This is a genomic window from uncultured Aquimarina sp., assembly GCF_947492405.1.
In the GTDB taxonomy this organism is placed as follows: Bacteria; Bacteroidota; Bacteroidia; order Flavobacteriales; family Flavobacteriaceae; genus Aquimarina.
This window is the reverse complement of sequence record NZ_CANLMP010000006.1, coordinates 77020-98055: the sequence shown is the minus strand read 5'-3', so window position 1 is coordinate 98055 and position 21036 is coordinate 77020. Positions and strand designations below refer to the sequence as shown.

Annotated in this window: 23 protein-coding genes; 4 read left to right on the top strand and 19 right to left on the bottom strand. The window is 31.2% G+C overall.

The genetic code is table 11. From position 1 onward, the window contains the following. Positions 1-100 precede the first annotated feature (100 nt). Entirely contained in the window at positions 101-1738 is a 1638-nt protein-coding gene (locus Q0829_RS19925) for an ABC-F family ATP-binding cassette domain-containing protein (RefSeq protein WP_298546299.1), read from the top strand. Positions 1739-1757: 19 nt separating this feature from the next. Here Q0829_RS19925 and Q0829_RS19920 read toward each other — a convergent pair whose 3' ends face one another. From Q0829_RS19920 to Q0829_RS19865, 12 genes are all read right to left on the bottom strand, one after another. Then, positions 1758-2828 carry a DJ-1/PfpI family protein gene (locus Q0829_RS19920; RefSeq protein ID WP_298546298.1) on the bottom strand — a complete coding sequence of 357 codons (1071 nt, stop codon included), beginning with the start codon at positions 2826-2828 and terminating at the stop codon, positions 1758-1760. A gap of 87 nt (positions 2829-2915) precedes the next feature. Then, positions 2916-3866: a DJ-1/PfpI family protein gene (locus Q0829_RS19915; RefSeq protein WP_298546881.1), complete on the bottom strand. Its 951-nt coding sequence runs from the start codon at positions 3864-3866 to the stop codon at positions 2916-2918. 102 nt (positions 3867-3968) lie between these two features. Then, entirely contained in the window at positions 3969-4499 is a 531-nt protein-coding gene (locus tag Q0829_RS19910; protein WP_298546297.1) for a CIA30 family protein, read from the bottom strand. 28 nt (positions 4500-4527) lie between these two features. After that, the gene (locus Q0829_RS19905) at positions 4528-4695 is read right to left on the bottom strand and encodes a Lacal_2735 family protein (RefSeq protein ID WP_298546296.1); all 168 of its coding nucleotides are present in this window, start codon (positions 4693-4695) and stop codon (positions 4528-4530) included. A 146-nt stretch (positions 4696-4841) separates the two neighbouring features. Then, positions 4842-5345 (bottom strand): endonuclease V, encoded by a 504-nt coding sequence (locus tag Q0829_RS19900; RefSeq protein ID WP_298546295.1) that lies wholly within the window; start codon positions 5343-5345, stop codon positions 4842-4844. A gap of 20 nt (positions 5346-5365) precedes the next feature. Beyond that, a complete protein-coding gene (locus Q0829_RS19895; RefSeq protein WP_298546294.1) occupies positions 5366-5662 on the bottom strand; it encodes an ankyrin repeat domain-containing protein in 297 nt (98 codons plus the stop codon). A gap of 11 nt (positions 5663-5673) precedes the next feature. Then, positions 5674-6480, bottom strand: coding sequence for an arginase family protein (locus tag Q0829_RS19890; protein WP_298546293.1), 807 nt, complete (start codon positions 6478-6480; stop codon positions 5674-5676). Continuing rightward, positions 6480-8120, bottom strand: coding sequence for a M1 family metallopeptidase (locus tag Q0829_RS19885; RefSeq protein ID WP_298546292.1), 1641 nt, complete (start codon positions 8118-8120; stop codon positions 6480-6482). Before Q0829_RS19885 ends, Q0829_RS19890 begins: the two co-directional genes overlap by 1 nt. Before the next feature lie 12 nt (positions 8121-8132). Then, positions 8133-9071, bottom strand: coding sequence for an alpha/beta hydrolase-fold protein (locus tag Q0829_RS19880; protein ID WP_298546291.1), 939 nt, complete (start codon positions 9069-9071; stop codon positions 8133-8135). Between the two features lie 43 nt (positions 9072-9114). After that, positions 9115-10455: a M28 family peptidase gene (locus tag Q0829_RS19875; protein ID WP_298546290.1), complete on the bottom strand. Its 1341-nt coding sequence runs from the start codon at positions 10453-10455 to the stop codon at positions 9115-9117. Positions 10456-10502: 47 nt separating this feature from the next. After that, positions 10503-12317 carry a T9SS type A sorting domain-containing protein gene (locus Q0829_RS19870; protein ID WP_298546289.1) on the bottom strand — a complete coding sequence of 605 codons (1815 nt, stop codon included), beginning with the start codon at positions 12315-12317 and terminating at the stop codon, positions 10503-10505. Positions 12318-12431: 114 nt separating this feature from the next. Beyond that, the gene (locus Q0829_RS19865; RefSeq protein WP_298546288.1) at positions 12432-13340 is read right to left on the bottom strand and encodes an NAD(P)/FAD-dependent oxidoreductase; all 909 of its coding nucleotides are present in this window, start codon (positions 13338-13340) and stop codon (positions 12432-12434) included. Positions 13341-13490: 150 nt separating this feature from the next. Between Q0829_RS19865 and Q0829_RS19860 the strand changes: the two genes are divergently transcribed. Next, a complete protein-coding gene (locus tag Q0829_RS19860) occupies positions 13491-13871 on the top strand; it encodes a transcriptional repressor (RefSeq protein WP_298546287.1) in 381 nt (126 codons plus the stop codon). Positions 13872-14038: 167 nt separating this feature from the next. Here the strand turns inward: Q0829_RS19860 and Q0829_RS19855 are convergent, their stop codons facing one another. The 3 genes from Q0829_RS19855 to Q0829_RS19845 form a co-directional block, all read right to left on the bottom strand. After that, positions 14039-14686: a hypothetical protein gene (locus Q0829_RS19855; RefSeq protein ID WP_298546286.1), complete on the bottom strand. Its 648-nt coding sequence runs from the start codon at positions 14684-14686 to the stop codon at positions 14039-14041. A 144-nt stretch (positions 14687-14830) separates the two neighbouring features. Next, positions 14831-15121 (bottom strand): hypothetical protein, encoded by a 291-nt coding sequence (locus tag Q0829_RS19850; protein WP_298546285.1) that lies wholly within the window; start codon positions 15119-15121, stop codon positions 14831-14833. Positions 15122-15131: 10 nt separating this feature from the next. Beyond that, positions 15132-15575: a hypothetical protein gene (locus tag Q0829_RS19845; RefSeq protein WP_298546284.1), complete on the bottom strand. Its 444-nt coding sequence runs from the start codon at positions 15573-15575 to the stop codon at positions 15132-15134. Between the two features lie 94 nt (positions 15576-15669). Between Q0829_RS19845 and Q0829_RS19840 the strand changes: the two genes are divergently transcribed. After that, positions 15670-15882, top strand: a complete 213-nt coding sequence (locus Q0829_RS19840) for a hypothetical protein (RefSeq protein ID WP_298546283.1) — start codon at positions 15670-15672, stop codon at positions 15880-15882. On the opposite strand, the gene Q0829_RS19835 is transcribed toward Q0829_RS19840, so the two are convergent. The 4 genes from Q0829_RS19835 to Q0829_RS19820 form a co-directional block, all read right to left on the bottom strand. Next, on the bottom strand, positions 15863-16381 hold the full coding sequence (locus Q0829_RS19835; protein ID WP_298546282.1) for an endonuclease V: 519 nt from the start codon (positions 16379-16381) through the stop codon (positions 15863-15865). The genes Q0829_RS19840 and Q0829_RS19835 overlap by 20 nt on opposite strands. 98 nt (positions 16382-16479) lie before the next feature. Further along, positions 16480-16683 carry a hypothetical protein gene (locus Q0829_RS19830; RefSeq protein WP_298546281.1) on the bottom strand — a complete coding sequence of 68 codons (204 nt, stop codon included), beginning with the start codon at positions 16681-16683 and terminating at the stop codon, positions 16480-16482. A gap of 89 nt (positions 16684-16772) precedes the next feature. Then, complete coding sequence (locus Q0829_RS19825; RefSeq protein WP_298546280.1) at positions 16773-17999, bottom strand: tRNA modification GTPase; 1227 nt, start codon at positions 17997-17999, stop codon at positions 16773-16775. A gap of 576 nt (positions 18000-18575) precedes the next feature. Beyond that, a complete protein-coding gene (locus Q0829_RS19820) occupies positions 18576-19754 on the bottom strand; it encodes a nuclear transport factor 2 family protein (RefSeq protein WP_298546279.1) in 1179 nt (392 codons plus the stop codon). Between the two features lie 532 nt (positions 19755-20286). Here Q0829_RS19820 and Q0829_RS19815 point away from each other — a divergent pair. Beyond that, positions 20287-21036, top strand: a complete 750-nt coding sequence (locus tag Q0829_RS19815; protein ID WP_298546278.1) for a hypothetical protein — start codon at positions 20287-20289, stop codon at positions 21034-21036.

Genomic DNA, 21036 nt, shown 5'->3' with positions numbered 1-21036 from the left:
CTAAGATAGTTTACTAGTTAAAAGTTTTAGTATCTATTATTAATAATTCCTTTGCAGTGGTTTGCTTTTTTATAGTTTTGCATTTTTAAAATAAGATGATATGATTTCTGTAGATGGAATTGCAGTAGAGTTTAGTGGAGAAACCTTATTTAGTAATGTTTCTTTTGTTATTAATGAAAATGACAAAATTGCCTTGATGGGCAAGAATGGAGCTGGTAAATCTACTATGATGAAGATCATTGCAGGTGTACAAAAAGCTACCAGAGGAAATGTGAGATGTCCTAAAGAAGCAGTGATTGCTTATCTGCCGCAGCATTTATTGACAGATGATGATTGTACGGTATTTGAAGAAGCATCAAAAGCATTTGGTCAGATTCATGAGATGCAGAGCGAGATGGATCGTCTTAATAAAGAGTTGGAAACTCGTACGGATTACGATTCTGATGAATATATGGGTATTATTCAGAAAGTAACGGATTTAGGGGAGAAGTTTTATGCAATAGAAGAAGTGAACTATGATGCAGAGGTGGAAAAAGCATTGCAGGGATTAGGTTTTAAAAGAGAAGATTTCACAAGACCTACCAGTGAATTTAGCGGTGGATGGAGAATGCGTATTGAATTAGCCAAGATATTGCTTCAAAAACCAGACCTTATTCTATTAGATGAGCCTACGAATCATGTGGATATAGAATCTGTAATATGGTTAGAGGATTTCTTACTTAATAAAGCAAAGGCAGTAATTGTAATTTCTCATGATAAGGCATTTATAGATAATATTACCAATAGAACTATTGAAGTAACTATGGGTAGAATCTATGATTATAAGGCCAATTATACACATTATTTACAACTAAGAGAAGAAAGACGTTCACATCAAATAAAAGCATATCAGGAACAACAAAAGTTTATTGCTGATACAAAACAATTTATAGAAAGGTTTAAAGGAACCTATTCTAAGACGAATCAGGTGAATTCTCGTGAGCGTATGTTAGAGAAGCTAGATATCATTGAAATTGATGAAGTTGACACTTCTTCTTTAAAACTTAGGTTTCCACCTTCTGCACGCTCCGGTGATTACCCTGTAATTGCTAAAGATTTATCAAAAAAATACGACAATCATGTAGTTTTTAAAGAAGCTAGTATGTCTATAGCGAGAGGAGAAAAAGTCTCTTTTGTAGGGAGAAATGGAGAAGGAAAATCTACTATGATCAAAGCGATTATGGGAGAAATTGATTTTGATGGACAATGTGATTTAGGTCATAATGCCAAGGTTGGGTATTTTGCCCAGAATCAGGCCGCTTTGTTGGATCCTAATCTCACAGTTTTTCAAACAGTTGATGAGGTTGCCAAAGGAGATGTAAGAACACAGATCAAAAATATACTCGGACAATTTATGTTTGGCGGCGATCATATCGATAAAAAGGTAGGAGTACTTTCTGGTGGAGAAAGAACCAGATTAGCTATGGTAAAGTTACTTTTAGAACCTGTAAATGTGTTAATTCTTGATGAGCCGACCAATCATCTGGATATTAGATCCAAAGATGTTCTGAAAGAAGCCTTATTGGCTTTTGATGGTACCTTGATACTCGTTTCTCACGATCGTGATTTTTTAAGAGGATTGTCTAATAAAGTTTTTGAATTTAAAGACAAACGTGTTATTGAACATTTTGAAACTATTGATGCGTTTTTGGAAAGAAATAGAATGGAAAATCTGAGTGAGATTCATCTTAAGAATTAGTATTCGAGTCTTCTTATTCTTATTTATTAAGTTTCTTATAAATTATTTCAGGATTTTTTGAAGATGTATAACCAGTGATCTCATTATTTTTATTTCTTAAAAAAGTAATTTTATCATTATTTAGGTTAGCGAAAACATCTTTTTCTTGATAGAAGACAGGATATTTTATTTTGTCTAAGACGGCATAAAGAGATTTTTCTCTAGAGTTTATTTTTAATACTACTTCTTGGTTATCAATATATTGATAAGTTCCGGTGTAACTTTCAAGATTTGGAATATTTAGGAAGTTGTGATAAGGATTATCCTGAGATAAATTTAGTCCTTCTCCAGGAACCCATTTATCATATTCCATATGATAAGCAATTTTTCTAGCTTCGTTAAATCCTTGTAGTTTGGCTACAAGATGTAATGCTCCATCAATCCCTGCAGAAATTCCTGCAGTAGTTATAACTTTCCCGTTATCCACAAAACGAGCATCTTTTACCACAGTAATATTAGGATAATTGCGCTCCAATCCGTCTAAGGCATTATGAAAAGTAGTAGCTGTCATACCTTCTAATGTTCCCGCATTTGCTAAGGCGAACACACCTGTACAAACAGAGAAATGATATTCAATATCTTTTTGAGATTGAATCCAATTTATAATTTCTGCATCTTTGAATGATTGTGCAGCATTTCCTCCGAAAAAGGCTAAAATATCTGCTTTAGGAGCATCTTGTATACTATAGTCGGGTAATACTGTTAAAATTCCTTGTGAAATAATAGGTTCTTTGGTTTTAGAAACTGTAAAAACTTCGAAATCAGCATAAGCAAAAACTTCCATAGGGCCTGCAAAATCTAATACCTCGATACCTGGTTGTAAATAGAATGCAATTCTTTTCTTTTTGATTACGTTATGTTTTTTACTTAATTCTTTTTTGGTAATTAGCTGCATTTCACAATGACCACATTTTCCGGGTGTACCAAAGGTCAAAGTATCACAGGAACTATTACAAGGTGGACATACATATGTTTTGTTGGAGGTATTCGATAATTGTGAGTATATCGATATATAGGTCAAAAATGAGATGAATATTAACAATGTTTTCATTATTTCTTTGTTTAAAGATTGATGTATGTCAAAATTAGCAACTTCCTAATAGGCTCAAAGGACAACCATACGAAGTATCAGGACATTTTAGAACAAAGACTTTATATCTTTTGGCAGTATTTCTTTATGTTTTTTGAGAAGGTTTCTTAGTTGATTTGTACTTTTTAATCCACATTGATCAGAGACATAACTCACCTTATTTCCTTCTTCTAATAGTAGTATTGCTCTATCCACTCGAAGCTTTTCTAAATAATTTCCAACTGTTATTCCTGTAGTTTTTTTGAATAACCGAGTTAGATTTCTAGGACTCATATATACATTTTCAGCAATACCCTCTAGAGTAAAAGATGAACTAATATTTTTAATCATATAATCCTGCGCATCATGAATTCTAGTGTCTAGATGATTTCTGTATTGCAGAAAAATACTAAGTTGAGGATCAGATTCACTTCTTCTGAAGTATATTACTACTTCTTTTGCTACATCTGCAGCCAGTTTTGAAGAAAATTGAACTTCTAAAACATACAAAGCTAAATCTATACCAGAGGTCACACCTGCGCTAGAGTACAATCCTTCTTCTATCACGAATAGTCTATTCTTGATGAGTTCAATCTCAGGATGTTTTTGATTAAATTCAGAAAAATATTTCCAGTGAGTAGTACAGTTTTTTCCATCTAATATCCCAGATGCTGCTACTAAAAAAGTTCCGGTGCATACCGAACATATTTGGGCCTTGTTATCATATTGATCCTTGATCCATTTAAAAAATAATCTATTTTTTAAATAAAAATTAGTATCCGAAATTAAGGAAAATTCAATACCAGGGATGAATATGAAATCTTCTGTGGATAATTGAAATTCATGGAATGGAACTAATTCATTAAAATGTAATCCAGCACTGCTATTAATTTGTGTATGATCATTTATTGTTACGAAATGTAATTCAATATTAGCTCCATATTCCTTGGCTTCATAAAAAATATGTGCAGGTCCTGTGATATCTAATAAATGAACTTTTGGGGGTATTATGAAAAGAATTCTTTTGATGATCTTAGATGAATTAAATAGATCTATAAATATACTATTTATATGATGAGTTATTTATTCTCTGCGGAGTATTGTTTAATCTATTTAAAAAGTTTATTTCAATTCTATTTTGTCTATTTCTAATCTAAATTGTTCTGCTTTTTTATTACCAATAAGAAATGCAATTTCTTGCATAGTTTCTATTGGATAATTTGGTAAATCTAATTTCCTACCTCTAAATGCTGGATACATTTCTGATAATGAAACCTCGACAGTTTGCCAATCTCCAGTAGTTTTAAAATGAGCGATATAAGAATAACGATCGGAACTATTGGTTTTTATTCTAAATTGATATTTTTTTTGATCTCCTTTTAGCCTGATTAAAACCTTGGTAAATTCCTTTACCTTTTTGGAGTTAAAACGATAGCGTACAGAAGAAAATCCGCCATTGTTTTCTAAAGATACATTGCCTTTAAAAACAGCATTCCCTTCCTTATTAATCTCAAATTTTCCTTGTGAGATACCGCCCATTACGCCATCATCAACCACATTCCAATTGGATAGGTTGCTATCTTTAGTGAAATCAAAAATAATAAGGGATGAGATCATTATAAATAAATAGACACAAGATAATGCCGTGTTCATAATTTTATAAACTAATGGATTTTATCAATTACTCCTTAATCTGTTCAATCTTTTTTAGTATTTCTTCTGCTTCTGCTTGTTTGTTATCACTAGCTTTACGATTGGTATGTGATAACTTATAAGAATCTTCCATTAAAGCTCTATACTTTTTCTGAAGTTGTTCTTTTTCCGACTTTTTCTTGAATAATGTAAACATAGCAAAGGTTTTATTATAAAGGTAAAGTAGAAGCCCTTAAACATATTAAAAAGTTATCTTAAATAACTTTTTAATATGATTCCTCTGCGTAGTGACATTAATACAATTCGATAATTTGCCTTTACTTTCTTGTTCAGGTTTTGTAGTTACTTTTCTTTAGTTTTCGAATCAAGGATTTGTAGTAAGCTTGGCATTCTGAATTCACCGTGCATCTTTTGTATATGATTTTTGGCTTTATCTACATCCAATCCTACAGCAGTAATATATAATGGTTTTGTACTTTCTCCTCTAATTACTTCTCGAACATACTTTTTATTATCATGAAAACTGGACTTAGCCACACCGATTATAGGGATGTTGTTATTCAGCTTTTCATATAAATAACCGCCTAAACCTAATTTTTTATCATCATTAAGATACACATATCCATCTACTATAATAAGTTCAATATCATTAGGATGGATGTCTTCTAGAATAACTTCTATACAAGGAAGTTCTCTCTTATAAAATTCTCCAGGTACATAAGGAGCAATATTATGCACTTTTTTTATTATAATTTCTGAAGGAGTTTCATCTTGCCAATCATTAAAAACTATACAAACAGATTTTGCATATGTTTCATAATACTGAACATCAAATGCTAATTTCATTGACATTTATTTTAGTTAGGTCATGGTTTTAGATAAAGATTTAATAAATCTAAGGCTTCTTGATTTTGTTTTTCGGTTGCTACTGATAAAGCTGTATCTCCACTAAAACCTTCTTTAGCGTATACATCTGCACCATTCTCCAAGAGGAATTTAGCAATAGCTATATGTTCAAATCTAAAACTCTCAATAAGAGGAGTAGTCATAGCTTCAGGATGTTGATAATTAATATCAATTCCTGTTCTAACATAATATTTGACTAATTCTAAATCTCCGGTTTGTGATGCTAATAGCATATCTTTCCAATTACCTCCTGACATAAATTTATGTGTTATTTCATTAACAATTTGATAATCTCATCGATAGGTTTTAATTCTATAGTGTTTGTTGTAATAGATTCTAAAACACTACTGCCAACAATAGAGAAATTTTCTTGCAATGCTTTTATACAAGCCTCTGCTTCAGCAATAGTTACTCCATTTGAGACTTGATAATAGGTTTTGTTATAGTCATTAGGTTCTAAACAATCAAAATCAAAGTGTAAATAAAGATGTGTTATGTTTTTTGACTTTAGTGTATCCACTAAATGAGTGATATCAGTTTTTTTTGGAGCATAAATTTCACCAGTATCAATTCTGATTTGCTCTGTATCATCGATATCCCTTACACCAACATAATGGATCTGAGAAGTTTTAATAGTAGAAAATAGTAGTGGATTCATATACTCAGAACCTTCACCTAATAAGGTTCTTAGTGGCATGCCATGAAAGTTACAGCTTGGAGAGTCACAAGGTTTATTGATATCTGCGTGTGCATCAAACCAAATAATACCAAGATTAGGATATTTTTCATTAAGATAAGAGACTGGAACTATTTCTAATCCACAATCTCCACCAATAGTTTTGATAGTATTGGGCTGTTGATCTTCAATCTTTTTTTTTAAACGTGTTAGTTGTTCCGTAATTGCATCATAATTATGAATGTCATGTTTCTTTGTACCATTTTTTCCGGCGGATATCTCTGATAATGGTATATGAACAAATTCTGGATCTTCTAGATAGTCCAATATTGTTTTTGCTCCATATTCTATAATCTTACCAGTTCCGGATCCTTGCCATTGAGGAAAATATATTTTCATTAAATTGATTTAGCATTTATATAAAAATTCGGATCGATGCTGATTTCGTCGGCGTTAATTTTTAATACTTGCCATTTTGAATTTGGTTGTACCCATTGATCTTTTCCATCAATTTTTAAACGAACAGGCATATCAAAATCCTCGACAATATCAATATACCGGTATTTTAGTCCATTTTCATCAAAACCATATTCTAAAGTGGGTATTCTTGTATCTCTTAGATATTGATTAAAGAATGCCGTTAGATCGATTTTAGTTTTCTCACTAAGGTAATTTTCGATTTGCTTTGTAGTAACCGTTTGATGATAAAATTCTTCGTTCAAACCTCTTAAAATGGATCTCCATAACTCATCATCTTCTAATAGTTGACGTAAAGTATGCAGCATATTGGCTCCTTTGTAATACATATCGCTAGACCCTTCGTGGTTTACATCATATTGTCCAATAATAGGTTTATCGTTACTAATACCACGTCTGGTTCCAATCACGTATTCAGAAGAAGCTTCTTTGCCATAGTGGTAATCCAGGAATAGATTTTCTGAGTATGCAGTGAAACTTTCATGAATCCACATATCGGCGATATCTTTATATGTTATATTATTAGCAAACCATTCGTGGCCTGATTCATGAATGATAATAAAATCAAATTTTAATCCCCATCCGGTTCCAGATAAATCATTGCCTAGATATCCATTAACATACTTATTTCCGTAGGTAACAGAGCTTTGATGTTCCATTCCTAAATAAGGAACTTCCACTAGTTTAAAACTATCTTCATAAAAAGGATACGGTCCAAACCAGTGTTCGAATGCTTTCATTGTTCTTGGAGCATCTTTAAATTGTTTTTTGGCAGCTTCTAGATTATCTTTTAGTACATAGTAATCCATATCTAAGGTTCCTTTCTCTCCTTTGTATTTTTCTCCAAAATATACATAATCACCGATATTGATATTAACTCCATAGTTATTAATAGGATTGCTTACAAACCAATGATATGTTTTTGTGTTAGAAGAACGCTCTTCTATTTTACGTAATCTACCATTAGATACATTCATCAAACCTTTTGGAACGGTTACACTTACTAACATACTATCTACTTCGTCATACATATGATCTTTGTTTGGCCACCAAACACTGGCTCCTAATCCTTGACAAGAAGAGGCGATAAAGTGTTTCCCATTACTGTCTTTTTTCCAGGAAATACCACCATCCCAAGGTGCGCGTATAGCCTCCCTTGGTTTTCCACCATAGTAGACCTCTAAAGCATTGATACTACCTTTCTTTTGTTTTTTATTGAGTGTTACAAAATGAGCATTTCCTTCTGAAGATACTTTTAATTCTTCTCCGTCTTGTAAAACTTTTTCTATCACCAAAGGTGGTTGTAAATCCACTTGTAAGACATTATGATTTTCTAATACTTTATAGTGTATGGTGTTTTTTCCTTTTATGGTTTTCTTTTCGGGGTTTACTGATATGTCTAGATGGTTATAAGTAAGATCCCACCAAACTCTTTCTGGAGTAATAGAACCTCTTAGCGTATCTTGCCTGGTAAATTGTTGTTGTTGATCAAAAAGAGATGTTTGCGAAAAAATTGATGATAATCCACAAACAAGACATAATGCTAAGAAAAACTTATTCATTTCTACGTTAATTTATTTCAATAAAAATTCAAGAGGAATATGTACTCGTTCATTCCAACTTTTTTCATCGTGCGATGCGCCTTCAAACTTTTTAGTAATCCAATTTTCGCCTTTGGTATATCCCTTATCTATCATCATTTGATCCACTTGTTTCTGATAAGGTTCATATTGAGCATCTAATGTTTCCGTTCCAAAATCAAAGTATATTTTATGCGTTTTTGGATCTGGAAGGGTAGTAGGTAATGTTTTTATATACGCTTCTCCTAATACAGGAATAGGCCAATGTGTAGATACACATCCGGCGGCACCAAATACTTCTGGGTATTTACAGATTGCATATAATGATATTAATCCTCCCATGGAAGACCCCATTATAGAAGTGTTTTCTGCTTTAGTAGATACATTATATGTTTTGTCTATAAATGGTTTTAACTCTTCTACTAAGAATTTTAGATACTCGTCAGAATACAAATCATCAAAACCAGTATTTTGCTTCAAAGCAGCCTTTACTTCTGCGCTATTGGTAACCTCAGATGGAGCTTCGGGCATATATTCAGAAAAACGTTTTTTTACCGTATTCCAAGGGGCGACAACGATCGTGTTTTTAATCTTTCCAATTTTAATTAAACTATCTATAGTTTCATCAACACCCCAATCAATACCTGTATAGGAGGTTTTTGAATTAAATACATTTTGACCATCATGCATATACAGTACATTATATGTATCCTTAGAATTGGCGTCATAGCCATCAGGTAGAAAAACTTCTACATTTCTTGGAATAACATGTTCTGATTTAAAGTTTTCATGAATGATAACTTTACCTTTTGTTATCACTGATAATTTTTCTGCTATATCTAGTTGAGCCAATAATTTTCTTTTGGCTGGTTCTTGTTTACAAGAAAAGAGCAGTAACAATGTTAAGATGGATATAGATTTAATAAGTTTCATTTGGTGTGGTTAGATTATCATGGTTAATATAATGAGAATTCGGTTATTTTCTAAAAACTTCAGAAGGGAATACTACGGGGCTTTCGTGACCATTTTTCCCAACTGTCGCAATACCAAAGAAGTAATTATCAATAACAATACCGTTTAGTGTAAAGTTATCTACATTCCCTACAAAACGACTATGATCCCAGGTAGGAGAGGTCGTATCTCTCCAATAGATTTTGTATCCTTTGATATTAGAGTCATTCGTTTTCTTCCACATAAACTTAGCAGAAGGTTCTACGATTCCTCCAATTTTTACTTCGGTAGGAGCTGGGGGAGCCCAAGCAATACTGGCCAGGTTGATCGCATTGACGGCAGTTAGTTTTGCCGCGTAGTCAAAATTCACATGTTCTACAACATCTCCATATTTAATGCCATTTTCTTCTCTAATATCTTGATGTTGTTGTGTATAGTTTTCATGGGCTTCCATTATACGTATTCCTGCAAAACCAGCATCATTAAAAGGGCGATGATGTCCACCACGACCAAAACGATCTAAACGATACACCATCATTGGATTCATCTCTGGCATATAAGTCTGGGTAGTTTTATGGATATATCGTGCTAATTGACGCGAAATCCCATCTACTTCACCACCATAAAATCGTCTTCTATCTACCGTTTTTTTATCATCTGTAAGATTTGTTGGTTCAGAGAAAATCCTAAAGGTTCTGTTATCAATTACCCCATCCACTCCTTTGATATTTCCGATCATATCATTATTCATAACCCCAATGATATCCCAATTGTTTTCTTTTGCATATTTGGCTAGTCCTTGACCTCCAAAAAGTCCTTGTTCTTCTCCCGATAAACCAACATATATAATACTACTTTCGAACTTATATTTAGATAAAACTCTAGCTGCTTCAATAGCTCCAGCCATTCCGGTGGCATTATCATTTGCTCCGGGAGCATCATCCGTAAAATTGGTAGGATCTGTGATCCTTGAATCGATGTCACCGCTCATCATAATAAAGCGATTAGGATATTTTGTCCCTCGCTGTATAGCGACAACATTCACTACCATAACATCTTTAACAATACGTTGGTTAGTCCCTTTTTTTACCAAATCTTTTTGATAAAAAACTTCGAGACAATTATTACATTTTTTAGATATGTTATCGAACTCTGATTTAATCCATCTTCTTGCTGCACCAATTCCTCTTGTCGTCGAAACCGTATCGCTTAGCGTATGTCGTGTACCGAATCCGGCTAGTTTTTTTATATCTGTTTCGATTCTTTCTGCAGAAACAGCATCAATGATATCATATATTCTTTGATCGGTTTGCGCGGTTGTAATAATTGTAAATAATAATAATGTTGAGGTAAGAATGATCTTCATTTGTGTTAATTTGATCGCCTAATTTAAGTAAAAGCGATCATTGGATACTACTCCTTAACAAATTTATAAGACCACCTACTTGTATCATCTTTAAGAAATAAAATATAGACTCCAGGACTTAAATCAGAAACCATAATTTTATTTGATGCTTTCCCTTGAGATAGTTTCTTACCCATGAGATCATAAATTGTATAGGTATAATCTCCGTTAGAAGTAGAAAAATTGATGACTTCTTTAACTGGGTTAGGATAAGTCATTGGTGTTGGTTTTTCCTGAATATCATCAACTACTAAAGTATTACTAAATTCTGAAGCTCCTAGATCAATAGTATTAACAAATCTATTGTTTCCATTGTAATCTGTAGTCCCGTGTGCTGGTAGTGTTCCATTAGGAGGAAAATTAGTGTCCCAAAAAGGATCTGTCCAAGTGTTAAGATCGTTTTGAAGAATACCGACATCAATAGCAGCTATAGAAGCTGCTTGTATATCTAAATTACCAGTATTGGGATCTGTAAAATTAGGGTTTTGGGTTATTGATGTTCCAGGAACAGATCCAGAAACAGAACTTCCCCACCAAAGATTAGTACCCCAAACATTGTTTGTATTAGAACTAGGGTTGAAATTTTCATGACATGCTGAAGTAGATGCTTCACCAAAGAAAATGTTATTGGCAACGCGACTGTTTTTTACACGATTTTGGAATACGACTTCGCTTCCCCATCCTTTATTTTTATAGAAAGAGTTGTTATAAATGTATATTCTAACTGCATCACCACCGCCACCATTAGGATCATCTTCGGTTTCTGAATATCCACCAGTAATTACTCCATTTTCTTTATTGTTATATACATAATTATTAATCATTAAGATATCAGAGGTCTCTCTAAATCGGTTTTCACTTCCAAATTCGAAACCCAGGTCATTTTCCGCAGATAAATTACTATCAAAAAGAATGTTACGACCACCATCTACATAAAAACCACCTGCATTTCCTTCATTATTATTGATTTCTGATTGATACCAAGGGTTTGCAGGAACACCTAAAGAAGGATTTCCGAAAATGGTATTTCTGATAGAACGGTTGCCACGTACAATCCCATTTCTGGCTTGATTGTCATCACCACATGCTGAACAAACATCATCTTCGAAACCTATAAAGTCGAATCCAATGTTATTGTTATCATGAACGTAATTATCGATAACTTTAAATCCATTGACGTTTCCATTTATGGTAAATGATTCACTAGATGAAGTAACACATTCATAGACTTCATTTCCTATTAATTCTATATTTTGAATTCCTGAAGTGGTATCGCCATACACTGCAATTCCATTAGCTCCTGTACCACATCCGCTATTCTGAGTACAGGAAGAAAAATTCTTTATATCGTGAATCTTATTATTTCTTATAATCAAATTACTAGAAGTCCCTTCCACCAGAATCCCAATAGGAGTACTGTTGTCATTATTTACTGGATTTGGTGTTTGATAGTTTTGTAACTCAAAACCATCTATAATAAGATTACTTGCCCCAGCAATTGTGATGAGCCCTTTTCTTCCGGTTGGAGTTATAGAACTTCCGTCGATGATAACATTTCCGATAGCTTGCAGCGTAATAGGGTTTCCAGATGTTCCTGAGTCTGCATTGCCATTAAATGTAACAATCTCCGTATAAGTTCCTGTTTCTACATTTAGAATATCACCTGGGTCTAATTGATCAACTCCGTACTGTATGGTTTTCCAGGGAGATCCTTGTGATCCATCACCATTATTATTGCCAGACATATCGGAAACATAATAAGTGTTTTGAGAAAATATTGTTAAAAATGAGATAGAAAAGAGCAGTAGGAGGTAGGTCTTCATAATGATTTAGGCATGTGAGTTATACTCATAACGTTAAATAAAGAAGAAAAAGTATATACTAGGTTAGATACCATAAATCGAACTATTTTAGATAGATCATGTTTTTATAATTAGCTAAAATTGTTCATTTGTTAATTCTAGATTTATTACAGCACCAGTTATGTTTCCTGATGCCACTGCATTAGCTACAGAACGCATTCCAGAGCAGTTGTCTCCACATGCAAAAACACCATCTATTGTTGTTCTATGCATTGCATCTACTTGTATGTATCCTTGTTCGTTAAGTTCACAGCCTATTAGTTCGGGTATGTCGGAGTGTTGTTTAAATGGAAGTGCAGCATATGTTGCTTCAAAGGACTCCTTACTGGTATCATTAAAAATCACATTTTTAATGATACCATTTTCGTGTTGGATTTCTGAAATCTCTTTTTCAATGATTTTTATATTGTTCTTCTTTAATTTTGACATTTGTCCGAGATTAAACTCAGCTTTTCCTCTAGTTAGTATGCTAAGATCATTAGTAAGATTATTTACTAAAGATGCTAAATGAAATGCAGTTTCTCCATTTGCAATGATTCCTGTTTTTTTGTTTTTTATTTCGTACCCATGGCAATAAGGACAATGAACAACTGAAATCCCCCAACAATCTGAAAACCCTTTAATGGGATGCATTATATCTTTAATACCAGTAGCAAAAATCAATTTTTTGGTTTCAAATTCTTTTCCTGAAGCAGTTAGAATATGAAAAGTATTGTTTGTTTTTCTTCCTTTGATTGCTTTATCTTCAATAAAATGTATAGTATCATATTTTAAAACTTGTGATTTCGCTTTTTGTGAAATTTCGTTTGGTGTTGCACCATCTTGAGTAATAAAGTTATGTGAATGTGGTGTTTGTCGGTTACAAGGCAAGCCACTATCAATAATTAAAACATTGCGTAATGAACGTCCAAGCGCCATAGCAGCTGATAAGCCAGAGTAACTTCCGCCTATTATGATTACATCGAGTTTTTTTGTAGTATTCATGTGATTACATTTTTAAAACTGGTTATTATAATTTGAAGTGATGGGTAACGGTTAAAGCAATTATATTTTAATGCAATAGTGTCGCGTTAACTCTTGCAAATATAAAAATGTTTTGTATTATTGCGATAATGTCGCAATAAACATTTTGTAATGAAAAGAAGAAATACAGCTACAAAAGAAGCAGTTCTCTCTGTGCTACATTCATCGGGTAAGGCAATGAGTCAAGGTGCTATTGAAAAGAAGATTAGTGTAGATATTAACAGAGCAACTATCTACAGAGTATTAAATAATTATTGCGAAGATGGTATTTTACATAGGATTGTTGCAGATGATGGGAGACAATATTTTGCTATTTGTTTAGAATGTGATGAGGATCGTAAACCATTACATCATTTTCATTTTCGCTGTAAAAAATGTGAAACGATATCGTGTTTACCTGAACCTGTGAATTTTTCATTGTCAAATGATTATATAGTAGAAAAGGTTAATTGTGTTCTTACTGGAGTTTGTAAAGATTGTGTTAAAGTTTAGTTGGTATTTTTTTATACACAACTTGAAGCCATTTTTCATGAAATTTCTTTTGCTTGTGTATTATTTATTTAGAACATTATAATTCCTTAGAATCGTTTAATACATATTTTTTGGTGATTTTACTTTTCTTCTATAATGGTTCAATTAAAAATAAATTCAGGAAATATCTAGATATATTCTTCCATCTCTTCTAGGTTATACATAATCCGCTTATCCAATGTGATAAATTGAGCAATTTTTTCTTTATAGATATCTAAATCTTTTTCTTGATACTTGGCAATCACAGGTAATAATTGACTAGCTTGATAATAACGCTTATTTGAAATTGCAGATTCTATAGCCAATTTTATATCAAGTAAGAATGTTTTAGTTAAACTCATTTTTAGTAAAACATGTTTTAATCTACTTTCAAAAAACTTATCCCCGTATATTTTCAAGAACTGGCTTATATAAGGAAGAATTTTATGTTCGTCATCTGTATTATAAGTAGAAATATATAGAGCATCTGAGATAACATCAAACACATTATCCTCTCCATAAATACGATGTGGTTCAAATTTAGTCTCAGTATCTAAATTGTTATCAATAAATTTATCTAATTCTTGAAAGCCTTCATCTAACCCCCAAGCAATTAGTATAAGCATAGATTGATAAGATATATAAGTGTCTTTATGATTTATAAGCTCTATTAATTTATCGATCCTTTCTTGTGAAAAATCCTCCATAAGTTGAACCTCACGAAGATCCTCCCCTTCATTACCATCTTCATCAATATAATGATATAATATATTGTAGATTTCTTTATTCGTTTTCATTCATGAAAATGGAATTTAAAAATGAAAAATATCAAACTCTTATAAAGAATGATAATTTTTGAACTTTTTCTCTTACCTTTTTTATTCACTTAGTTCAGGTAATCATTTATTTTTTGTTCTAAACTTATTTTCGTAGACTTATTATTAAGAAACAGATAGTGAATTCTCTTTCATAAATATGTAAAGCTTTTCTAAATAGCTATAAATTTCATCATTAGAAAATCTATCACTTTCATATGGCTTAATATTGTTAAAATCAATATTGGGGTTTTTCATAGCCCATTCTAGAGATAAAAAAATCTTTTTTCTATCTTCTAAAGAATAATCTCTTTTAAATAAAATTACATCTTCTTGTTTATAATTAACATTTTCGATTGAATCAATATAATGTAATCCATACATAGGTATAGTAAGTCCTTGTTTTAAATCTTGCATATTTAATAGTTTAATAGCCAGTTACGTCTATATTATCAATATTAATACCTTCAGAATTAATTTGCTCTAATACTTGTTTGTTTATTTCTTGAGTTGGTTGGTAATGACCACTCCTATTGGAAACTTCAGTAATGACACCATTTTTTACTGTAATTTCACCAGCTCCAGCAACTGGCTCTCCACCGAGAATACTTGAATGATGAAATTCTCCTACTTCTTGATATTTTGAAGCATAAATGTTTCCTTGAGAATCCATAACAAATATAGACTTTCCTTTTCCACTAAAAAAAGTTCCCGCATCAGAAGTATCATATAAGTTGCCTTTTGCATCGTATACTTTTCCATCTTTTATAGTTAATTTTAATTCTGCTCGTTGCGCATCTGAAAGGTATTTTACTTTTTTAGGAGTGCACCATCCGTTTCCAGTTTCTTCCCCTTTATAATGCTCTGACATTTTAGTAGTCTTATGATTTTTTAGAGGTTTAGGAACATCTTCATACGCCTCTCCATCTTTATCAGGTTTAGTTGGAGATTCACTCTCAGTATTTTTGTTGGTAGTTCCTTCATCTTCCTCTGTTTTTGTGTTTTCGGGATCATCAGATTTGGTCGTTTCTGGTTCATCCGTTCTAGCAGTTTCGCTTTCATCTGTTTTCGAAGATGTTTCTCCTTCATCTGTTCTTGTGGGTTCTGTATCTCTAACAGGAACATCTGCATCATCAGCACCTTTGCGAAAACTATTTTCTACATCTTGTTTTTCTTAATATCTCTCGTTTCTTGATCTAAAATTTTTAATATAGTAGGGAATCTATAATTACCGTGCATATTTCGAACAAGTTCTGCTGACAATTCTAAGTCCTGTCCTATCGAACTAATGTATAATGGTTTTTTACTATCACCCCTATATACTTCGATTACATTTTTTTTATTGAGATGAAAAGAATTCTTAGCTACACCTAGAATGGGCATATTACCTTCAAGATATTCATGTAAATACCCACCTAATCCTAATTTTTTATTGTCGTCTAAATAGACAAAACTATCAACTATGATAATTTCTATTTTTGATAAATCTATTTTTTGTAATAGACTTATAATACAGGGAAGTTCTCGTTTATAAAAGTTACCTGATTCATATTGTTGGATATCCGATAGATATACGCTTTTAATTTCTTTTGGTCGGCTATCGTTCCATTTTTCAAATATAACTCCTACGGCTTTAGCCTTTGTGCTATAATAATAAACATCGATTGCTAATATCATTATATTAGTTCTAAAAACAAACAAAAGCTATGTTTCAGAATTAAAGGTGTTTATTGAAGTCATATTTTATCAAATCATCGTTTGATAAATTTAACAAGTTAAGAATTTTTTCTGGGTATATTATCTTTATACTCCGTAATTTGTTCTAAAATATCAGTCCCTTCGTGATAAGTTTTTTCAATTACATTTTGTAATCCATCTCTAACCTCGAATATCCAACTAACTTGATCATCAAAAGTATCATATACTTGACCTGTGAATTTTTCTTCTCCATAAAAAAAAGTCCTCCCAAGATCCGTCATTACTATGATTTTTGTTCTCTATGCCTTTAATATGTAATTTTATTATTGCAAAATTATATTTTTAATTATGAATATTATTATGGTTCTTTTTAGAATATTGAATATCCAAATATTATTGATAATGTTTTATATTTTGAACTCCAAGATCTAACGTAGTTTCCTAAAATGTCTCTATCAGTTTGATACCTTACCTCTAAGCTATATTTATCATTTTGTTTATAACCAATTCCCAAAGCAAAGTTATTTCTTGATTCAACCTCTAATGAATTTATATTTGAACCATCATTTCTAGTAAAATGAATGGATGATTTAGAACTAATATCAATAACGTAAGAGGCATTTATAAAAATTTTGGAATTATTATTTAAAAAGAAATAATGTCTTATGGTTAAAGGAATTTCAATAGAACTGTAATCGACATTTGCTATTAACACTTCTCCAGAAGTATCATTTAAGTTAGTTGTTTTTTCGGATTTGAAATTTTGATAAGTTGGCTCAATAGAAACCGCCCATTTACTCTTATTGAAAGGGAATACGAATTCAGCTTCTACTCCAAAACCGAAACCTATTTTATTTCCAAAATTAGTATTTCTAGAATCGGATGAAGAGTTTTGTATTGATAATGAAGAACTATTCAAACGAGGTCTGATTGTCAGATTAAATAAATCTCTTTTTTGTTTTTCTTCAAAATTGACAATCTTTTCATTATTACAATTATTGTATTCTATAAAAAAATCCACTAGCTCATTTTTTTTATAATCTAAATTTTCAATTTTACTAATTTTGAAATTTGGACATTTCAAATCAATCCATAGTTGTTGTTTAAATCTATTGTTTTCGGCAATTTTATTCTCAACGGTTTTATATCTTTTAAAAATTAATTGTTCAATACTAGAGTTGTCTTTATTATAAAAATACCTTTCTATATTACCGTCAACGTATTGATATAATGAAGATTTACCTTCAATTAATACTTTTAAAAAAAGCTCTTCTTGTTTGAATATAGGCCTTTTGTCATAGAATATATTATTGATGTTATCAGTAGACCTGTCTATATCAACGGTATTTCTTATGTATTTTGAGATATTGTTAACACCAAATTCTTTAACTGATTTTATTGTTGCATTTTTAGATTCACTATTTTCAGATAATTTATACTCGAATTTATCTGGGTTATTTCTCCAGTCAATATTCTTTATTAAACAATTAATTTTTTGATTTGCATTATTAATATAATATCCTTTTTCAAAAGTAATTTGTGAATAGGATTTTAGGCTTAAAATTGTGATTAAAATTAATAAAAGTTGTTTTTTCATTATTATGTTAATTTGTGAAATTTACTTAGTTTGAGTTTAAAAGCTCATAGCGTTTAATATATGTGTCGTAGTTGTGTGAAATGTTACCTTGTTTTTTGATTTATTTTATATGGTGATTGCTTTATTTTAGTTTTAAAGCTTTATGTCTTTCTAAAAACTAGGATAATTTGATTCTTTAAATAGTGACTATAATCATCTATATGAGGTGTATAATGTTTTTTTAAATCATTCAGATATTATATCTGAGAAGTTTCTATGCTGAATCTTTATATTTTGAATTTTGAAGAATATTTTTTAATAATTATCTGGTTTATTGCACTAGGTTTAATGACTATGAATATTGATGCCCTAATGATTATTTTAAATTAAAAATTTAATAGTTAGTGATTTGTAAAGTAAAAATAGTTGTATAAAGAAACTGTTATGCACGTGTTTTTTAAATCACAAAAGATAAAAATGAAATAAAAGATAATAGTGGTATAGAGTTTTTAAAATGAATTAGTCAAGCGAGCTATATCTATAACAATTAAAGTAGGGAAAAGTATACACGTTAGTATAGCTTATTAACCCGATTTACTATAAGAAAGTAACTTTAGAGATTTTTCCATTTTCTACTTCATAAATAGCAACAGCTTTAATTTCGTTACCATTTATAAGTACCAATTCTTCATCAATAACTTTATTACCATGAACAATTCTGCTTTTGATTTTGCAATGTAAATCTGGTGTTCTATCAAAAAATGGGGCATATATACTTCTCATCTTTTCTTTACCTTCATAGGTAAATTCATTCGGGTAGTTATATACTTTTACTTGATCCGAATAGGTAGCTAAAAAATCCTCGATATTACGTTTGTTATATGCATCTAGTTGTTTTTGTACTACGTGTTCTGGAGAAACATCAGAAACTAATGCGAGCATGGTACCTGTTTCATTTGTAGTAATTCTGCTAATACTAGCAATCTCTTTATTAAGGAAGGTATGAAAGATGCTCCAATGAGTATCTGTCTTAGGATTAAACTTATAGATGATATTATCTTTTGGCATTAGAATAGTCCCGTTTATTAACCAACACATATCTTCTGCTTTAGTGATGGTGTTAATTATCTTTTCTGTTTTTCCTGTAACGGGATTTAAGGATTTTATTTCCCATTGATCATTTTCTTTACTGATGTAACTAATGAGCGATGAATTAGGAATTTTATGTAATGATCTTCCTATTTTCTTTTGGAATGTTTTATTGGTGTTAGCTATTAGATTCGTAACTACCAATGACAATCCACCTTCTTCCAGTACCGAAGAAACTAACATGTCTTTGCTAAACCATGTATGATATCCAACCACAAGATTTTCAGCTACTACTTTTGATTTTCCTGTTTTATAATCATATTGATACAGTAACTGCTTTCCAGTAGTATCTAATCTAATAGCCGATATTGCTTTTTGATCTGGGACTTTGATAGGAGAATATTCACTGCCTTGCAATGTTTCGGAAATCCAATCAATTTTGTTATCTCTTATCGAATATTTAGCAATATCGGTCTGTCCATTTCTGGTAGATGCAAAAAGTATAATATTCTCATTATAAAATGATGGCTGGTTATCATAACCATCATTATTAGAAATATTTTTTTGATTTTTTAATTTTAAAACATTTTTGTTTAAAGAGATGTCAAATAAGTAAATTTCAGTATCTGATTGTGCTGATACGATAAAGACACTTAATAGTGTGAATAGAATGAAACGGTTTTGCATACTTTTTGTTTTCTAAAATACACTGAAATATCAAGGATTATCTTAAGTATTTGTTAAGAGAGTGATTCACTGTTTTGTAGAAATATGATTTTGCTTATTGATCTATTTAATAAGATCAGAAAAATAATTTTTGCTGTTAAATTTTCCGTTTTAATCTTTTCTTAACACGTAATGAGATTTTAATTTTGAATATTTACCTACATTGGAAATTGTTAAAAAACTATAGGGGATAGTTTTTAAATCTTTAAATTAATTTATCGATAGACTAACGAGTTTTTAGAGATGTGATTGTTTTACTGTTAGGGAATATACTCGAGATGTAAAAAGCAGCATACAACCGCGGACAAAAGCCAGACCAATGACCAGAGTGTTTTTGTAGTGGTTAAGGTCTAATCGAAGAAAAGCGATAAGAAAATCAAAATAAATCGAAAAATGGGTAACATTTTGCCCTTTCGCGACATTTATATATAACGTTAAGTTTACCATATAAGAGTTAGACATTCGTTAATGTATATCACACATCGTTATCAATATGGGGAAAAGTAGTAAGTGCACAATTGTTTTATTATTCCTACCGTTTGTTTTTTTTAGTCAGGTTAAAGAAAATGAAAATCTTTACTATAATTGGTTTGATCAGGTTGTAGGACAGGAACATACTGGATTATATAATGGGAAACAGTATGTGAACCTTGATGTTAATCGTATATACGAAGGAAGGCATTCATTCTTTCTAACCGATGATGTTGTAACTGGTTCTATTTTATATGATAATCAGGTTTATTATGATGTCGATATGAAGTACAATCTTGAAACGGATAACCTTTTAATAGCGCTTAAATCTGGTGCAGTAACTTCTATTTTGGAATTGATACGTGATAAAGTAGATCGATTTACTATTGAGGATTATTCGTTTATAAGAATCGACGGATTTGAGGAGAATAATAGCGTAATTAATGGTTTCCATCAAGTATTACTGAAAAATGATACGTATTCTCTGTTAAAGAGATATCAGAAAATAAGAAGAAAAAAAATTGGAAATGTCGGAGATAACAAACTGTATTTTGAATTTGTAAGTAAGAATACCTATGTTCTTTTTGCCAATGGTCATTATAAACGTATTAATTCTAAAGGAGATGTCATTAAGATGTATCCTACCTTAAAAAAAGCAATCAATCAGTTTTATATTAAAAATAGAACACTTAAAAAATCAAACTCGGATAGATTTATGCAACGATTATTCGAAACGATTATTAAGCAATCATCACCATTAAAAGCAGCGTAG

Coding starts and splice junctions, on each gene's coding strand:
- Q0829_RS19925 (WP_298546299.1), top strand. CDS start 101: ATGATTTCTGTAGATGGAATTGCAGTAGAGTTTAGTGGAGAAACCTTA.
- Q0829_RS19920 (WP_298546298.1), bottom strand. CDS start 2,828: ATGAAAACATTGTTAATATTCATCTCATTTTTGACCTATATATCGATA.
- Q0829_RS19910 (WP_298546297.1), bottom strand. CDS start 4,499: ATGAACACGGCATTATCTTGTGTCTATTTATTTATAATGATCTCATCC.
- Q0829_RS19905 (WP_298546296.1), bottom strand. CDS start 4,695: ATGTTTACATTATTCAAGAAAAAGTCGGAAAAAGAACAACTTCAGAAA.
- Q0829_RS19900 (WP_298546295.1), bottom strand. CDS start 5,345: ATGAAATTAGCATTTGATGTTCAGTATTATGAAACATATGCAAAATCT.
- Q0829_RS19895 (WP_298546294.1), bottom strand. CDS start 5,662: ATGTCAGGAGGTAATTGGAAAGATATGCTATTAGCATCACAAACCGGA.
- Q0829_RS19890 (WP_298546293.1), bottom strand. CDS start 6,480: ATGAAAATATATTTTCCTCAATGGCAAGGATCCGGAACTGGTAAGATT.
- Q0829_RS19885 (WP_298546292.1), bottom strand. CDS start 8,120: ATGAATAAGTTTTTCTTAGCATTATGTCTTGTTTGTGGATTATCATCA.
- Q0829_RS19880 (WP_298546291.1), bottom strand. CDS start 9,071: ATGAAACTTATTAAATCTATATCCATCTTAACATTGTTACTGCTCTTT.
- Q0829_RS19875 (WP_298546290.1), bottom strand. CDS start 10,455: ATGAAGATCATTCTTACCTCAACATTATTATTATTTACAATTATTACA.
- Q0829_RS19870 (WP_298546289.1), bottom strand. CDS start 12,317: ATGAAGACCTACCTCCTACTGCTCTTTTCTATCTCATTTTTAACAATA.
- Q0829_RS19865 (WP_298546288.1), bottom strand. CDS start 13,340: ATGAATACTACAAAAAAACTCGATGTAATCATAATAGGCGGAAGTTAC.
- Q0829_RS19860 (WP_298546287.1), top strand. CDS start 13,491: ATGAAAAGAAGAAATACAGCTACAAAAGAAGCAGTTCTCTCTGTGCTA.
- Q0829_RS19855 (WP_298546286.1), bottom strand. CDS start 14,686: ATGAAAACGAATAAAGAAATCTACAATATATTATATCATTATATTGAT.
- Q0829_RS19850 (WP_298546285.1), bottom strand. CDS start 15,121: ATGCAAGATTTAAAACAAGGACTTACTATACCTATGTATGGATTACAT.
- Q0829_RS19845 (WP_298546284.1), bottom strand. CDS start 15,575: ATGTCAGAGCATTATAAAGGGGAAGAAACTGGAAACGGATGGTGCACT.
- Q0829_RS19835 (WP_298546282.1), bottom strand. CDS start 16,381: ATGATATTAGCAATCGATGTTTATTATTATAGCACAAAGGCTAAAGCC.
- Q0829_RS19830 (WP_298546281.1), bottom strand. CDS start 16,683: ATGACGGATCTTGGGAGGACTTTTTTTTATGGAGAAGAAAAATTCACA.
- Q0829_RS19825 (WP_298546280.1), bottom strand. CDS start 17,999: ATGAAAAAACAACTTTTATTAATTTTAATCACAATTTTAAGCCTAAAA.
- Q0829_RS19820 (WP_298546279.1), bottom strand. CDS start 19,754: ATGCAAAACCGTTTCATTCTATTCACACTATTAAGTGTCTTTATCGTA.
- Q0829_RS19815 (WP_298546278.1), top strand. CDS start 20,287: ATGGGGAAAAGTAGTAAGTGCACAATTGTTTTATTATTCCTACCGTTT.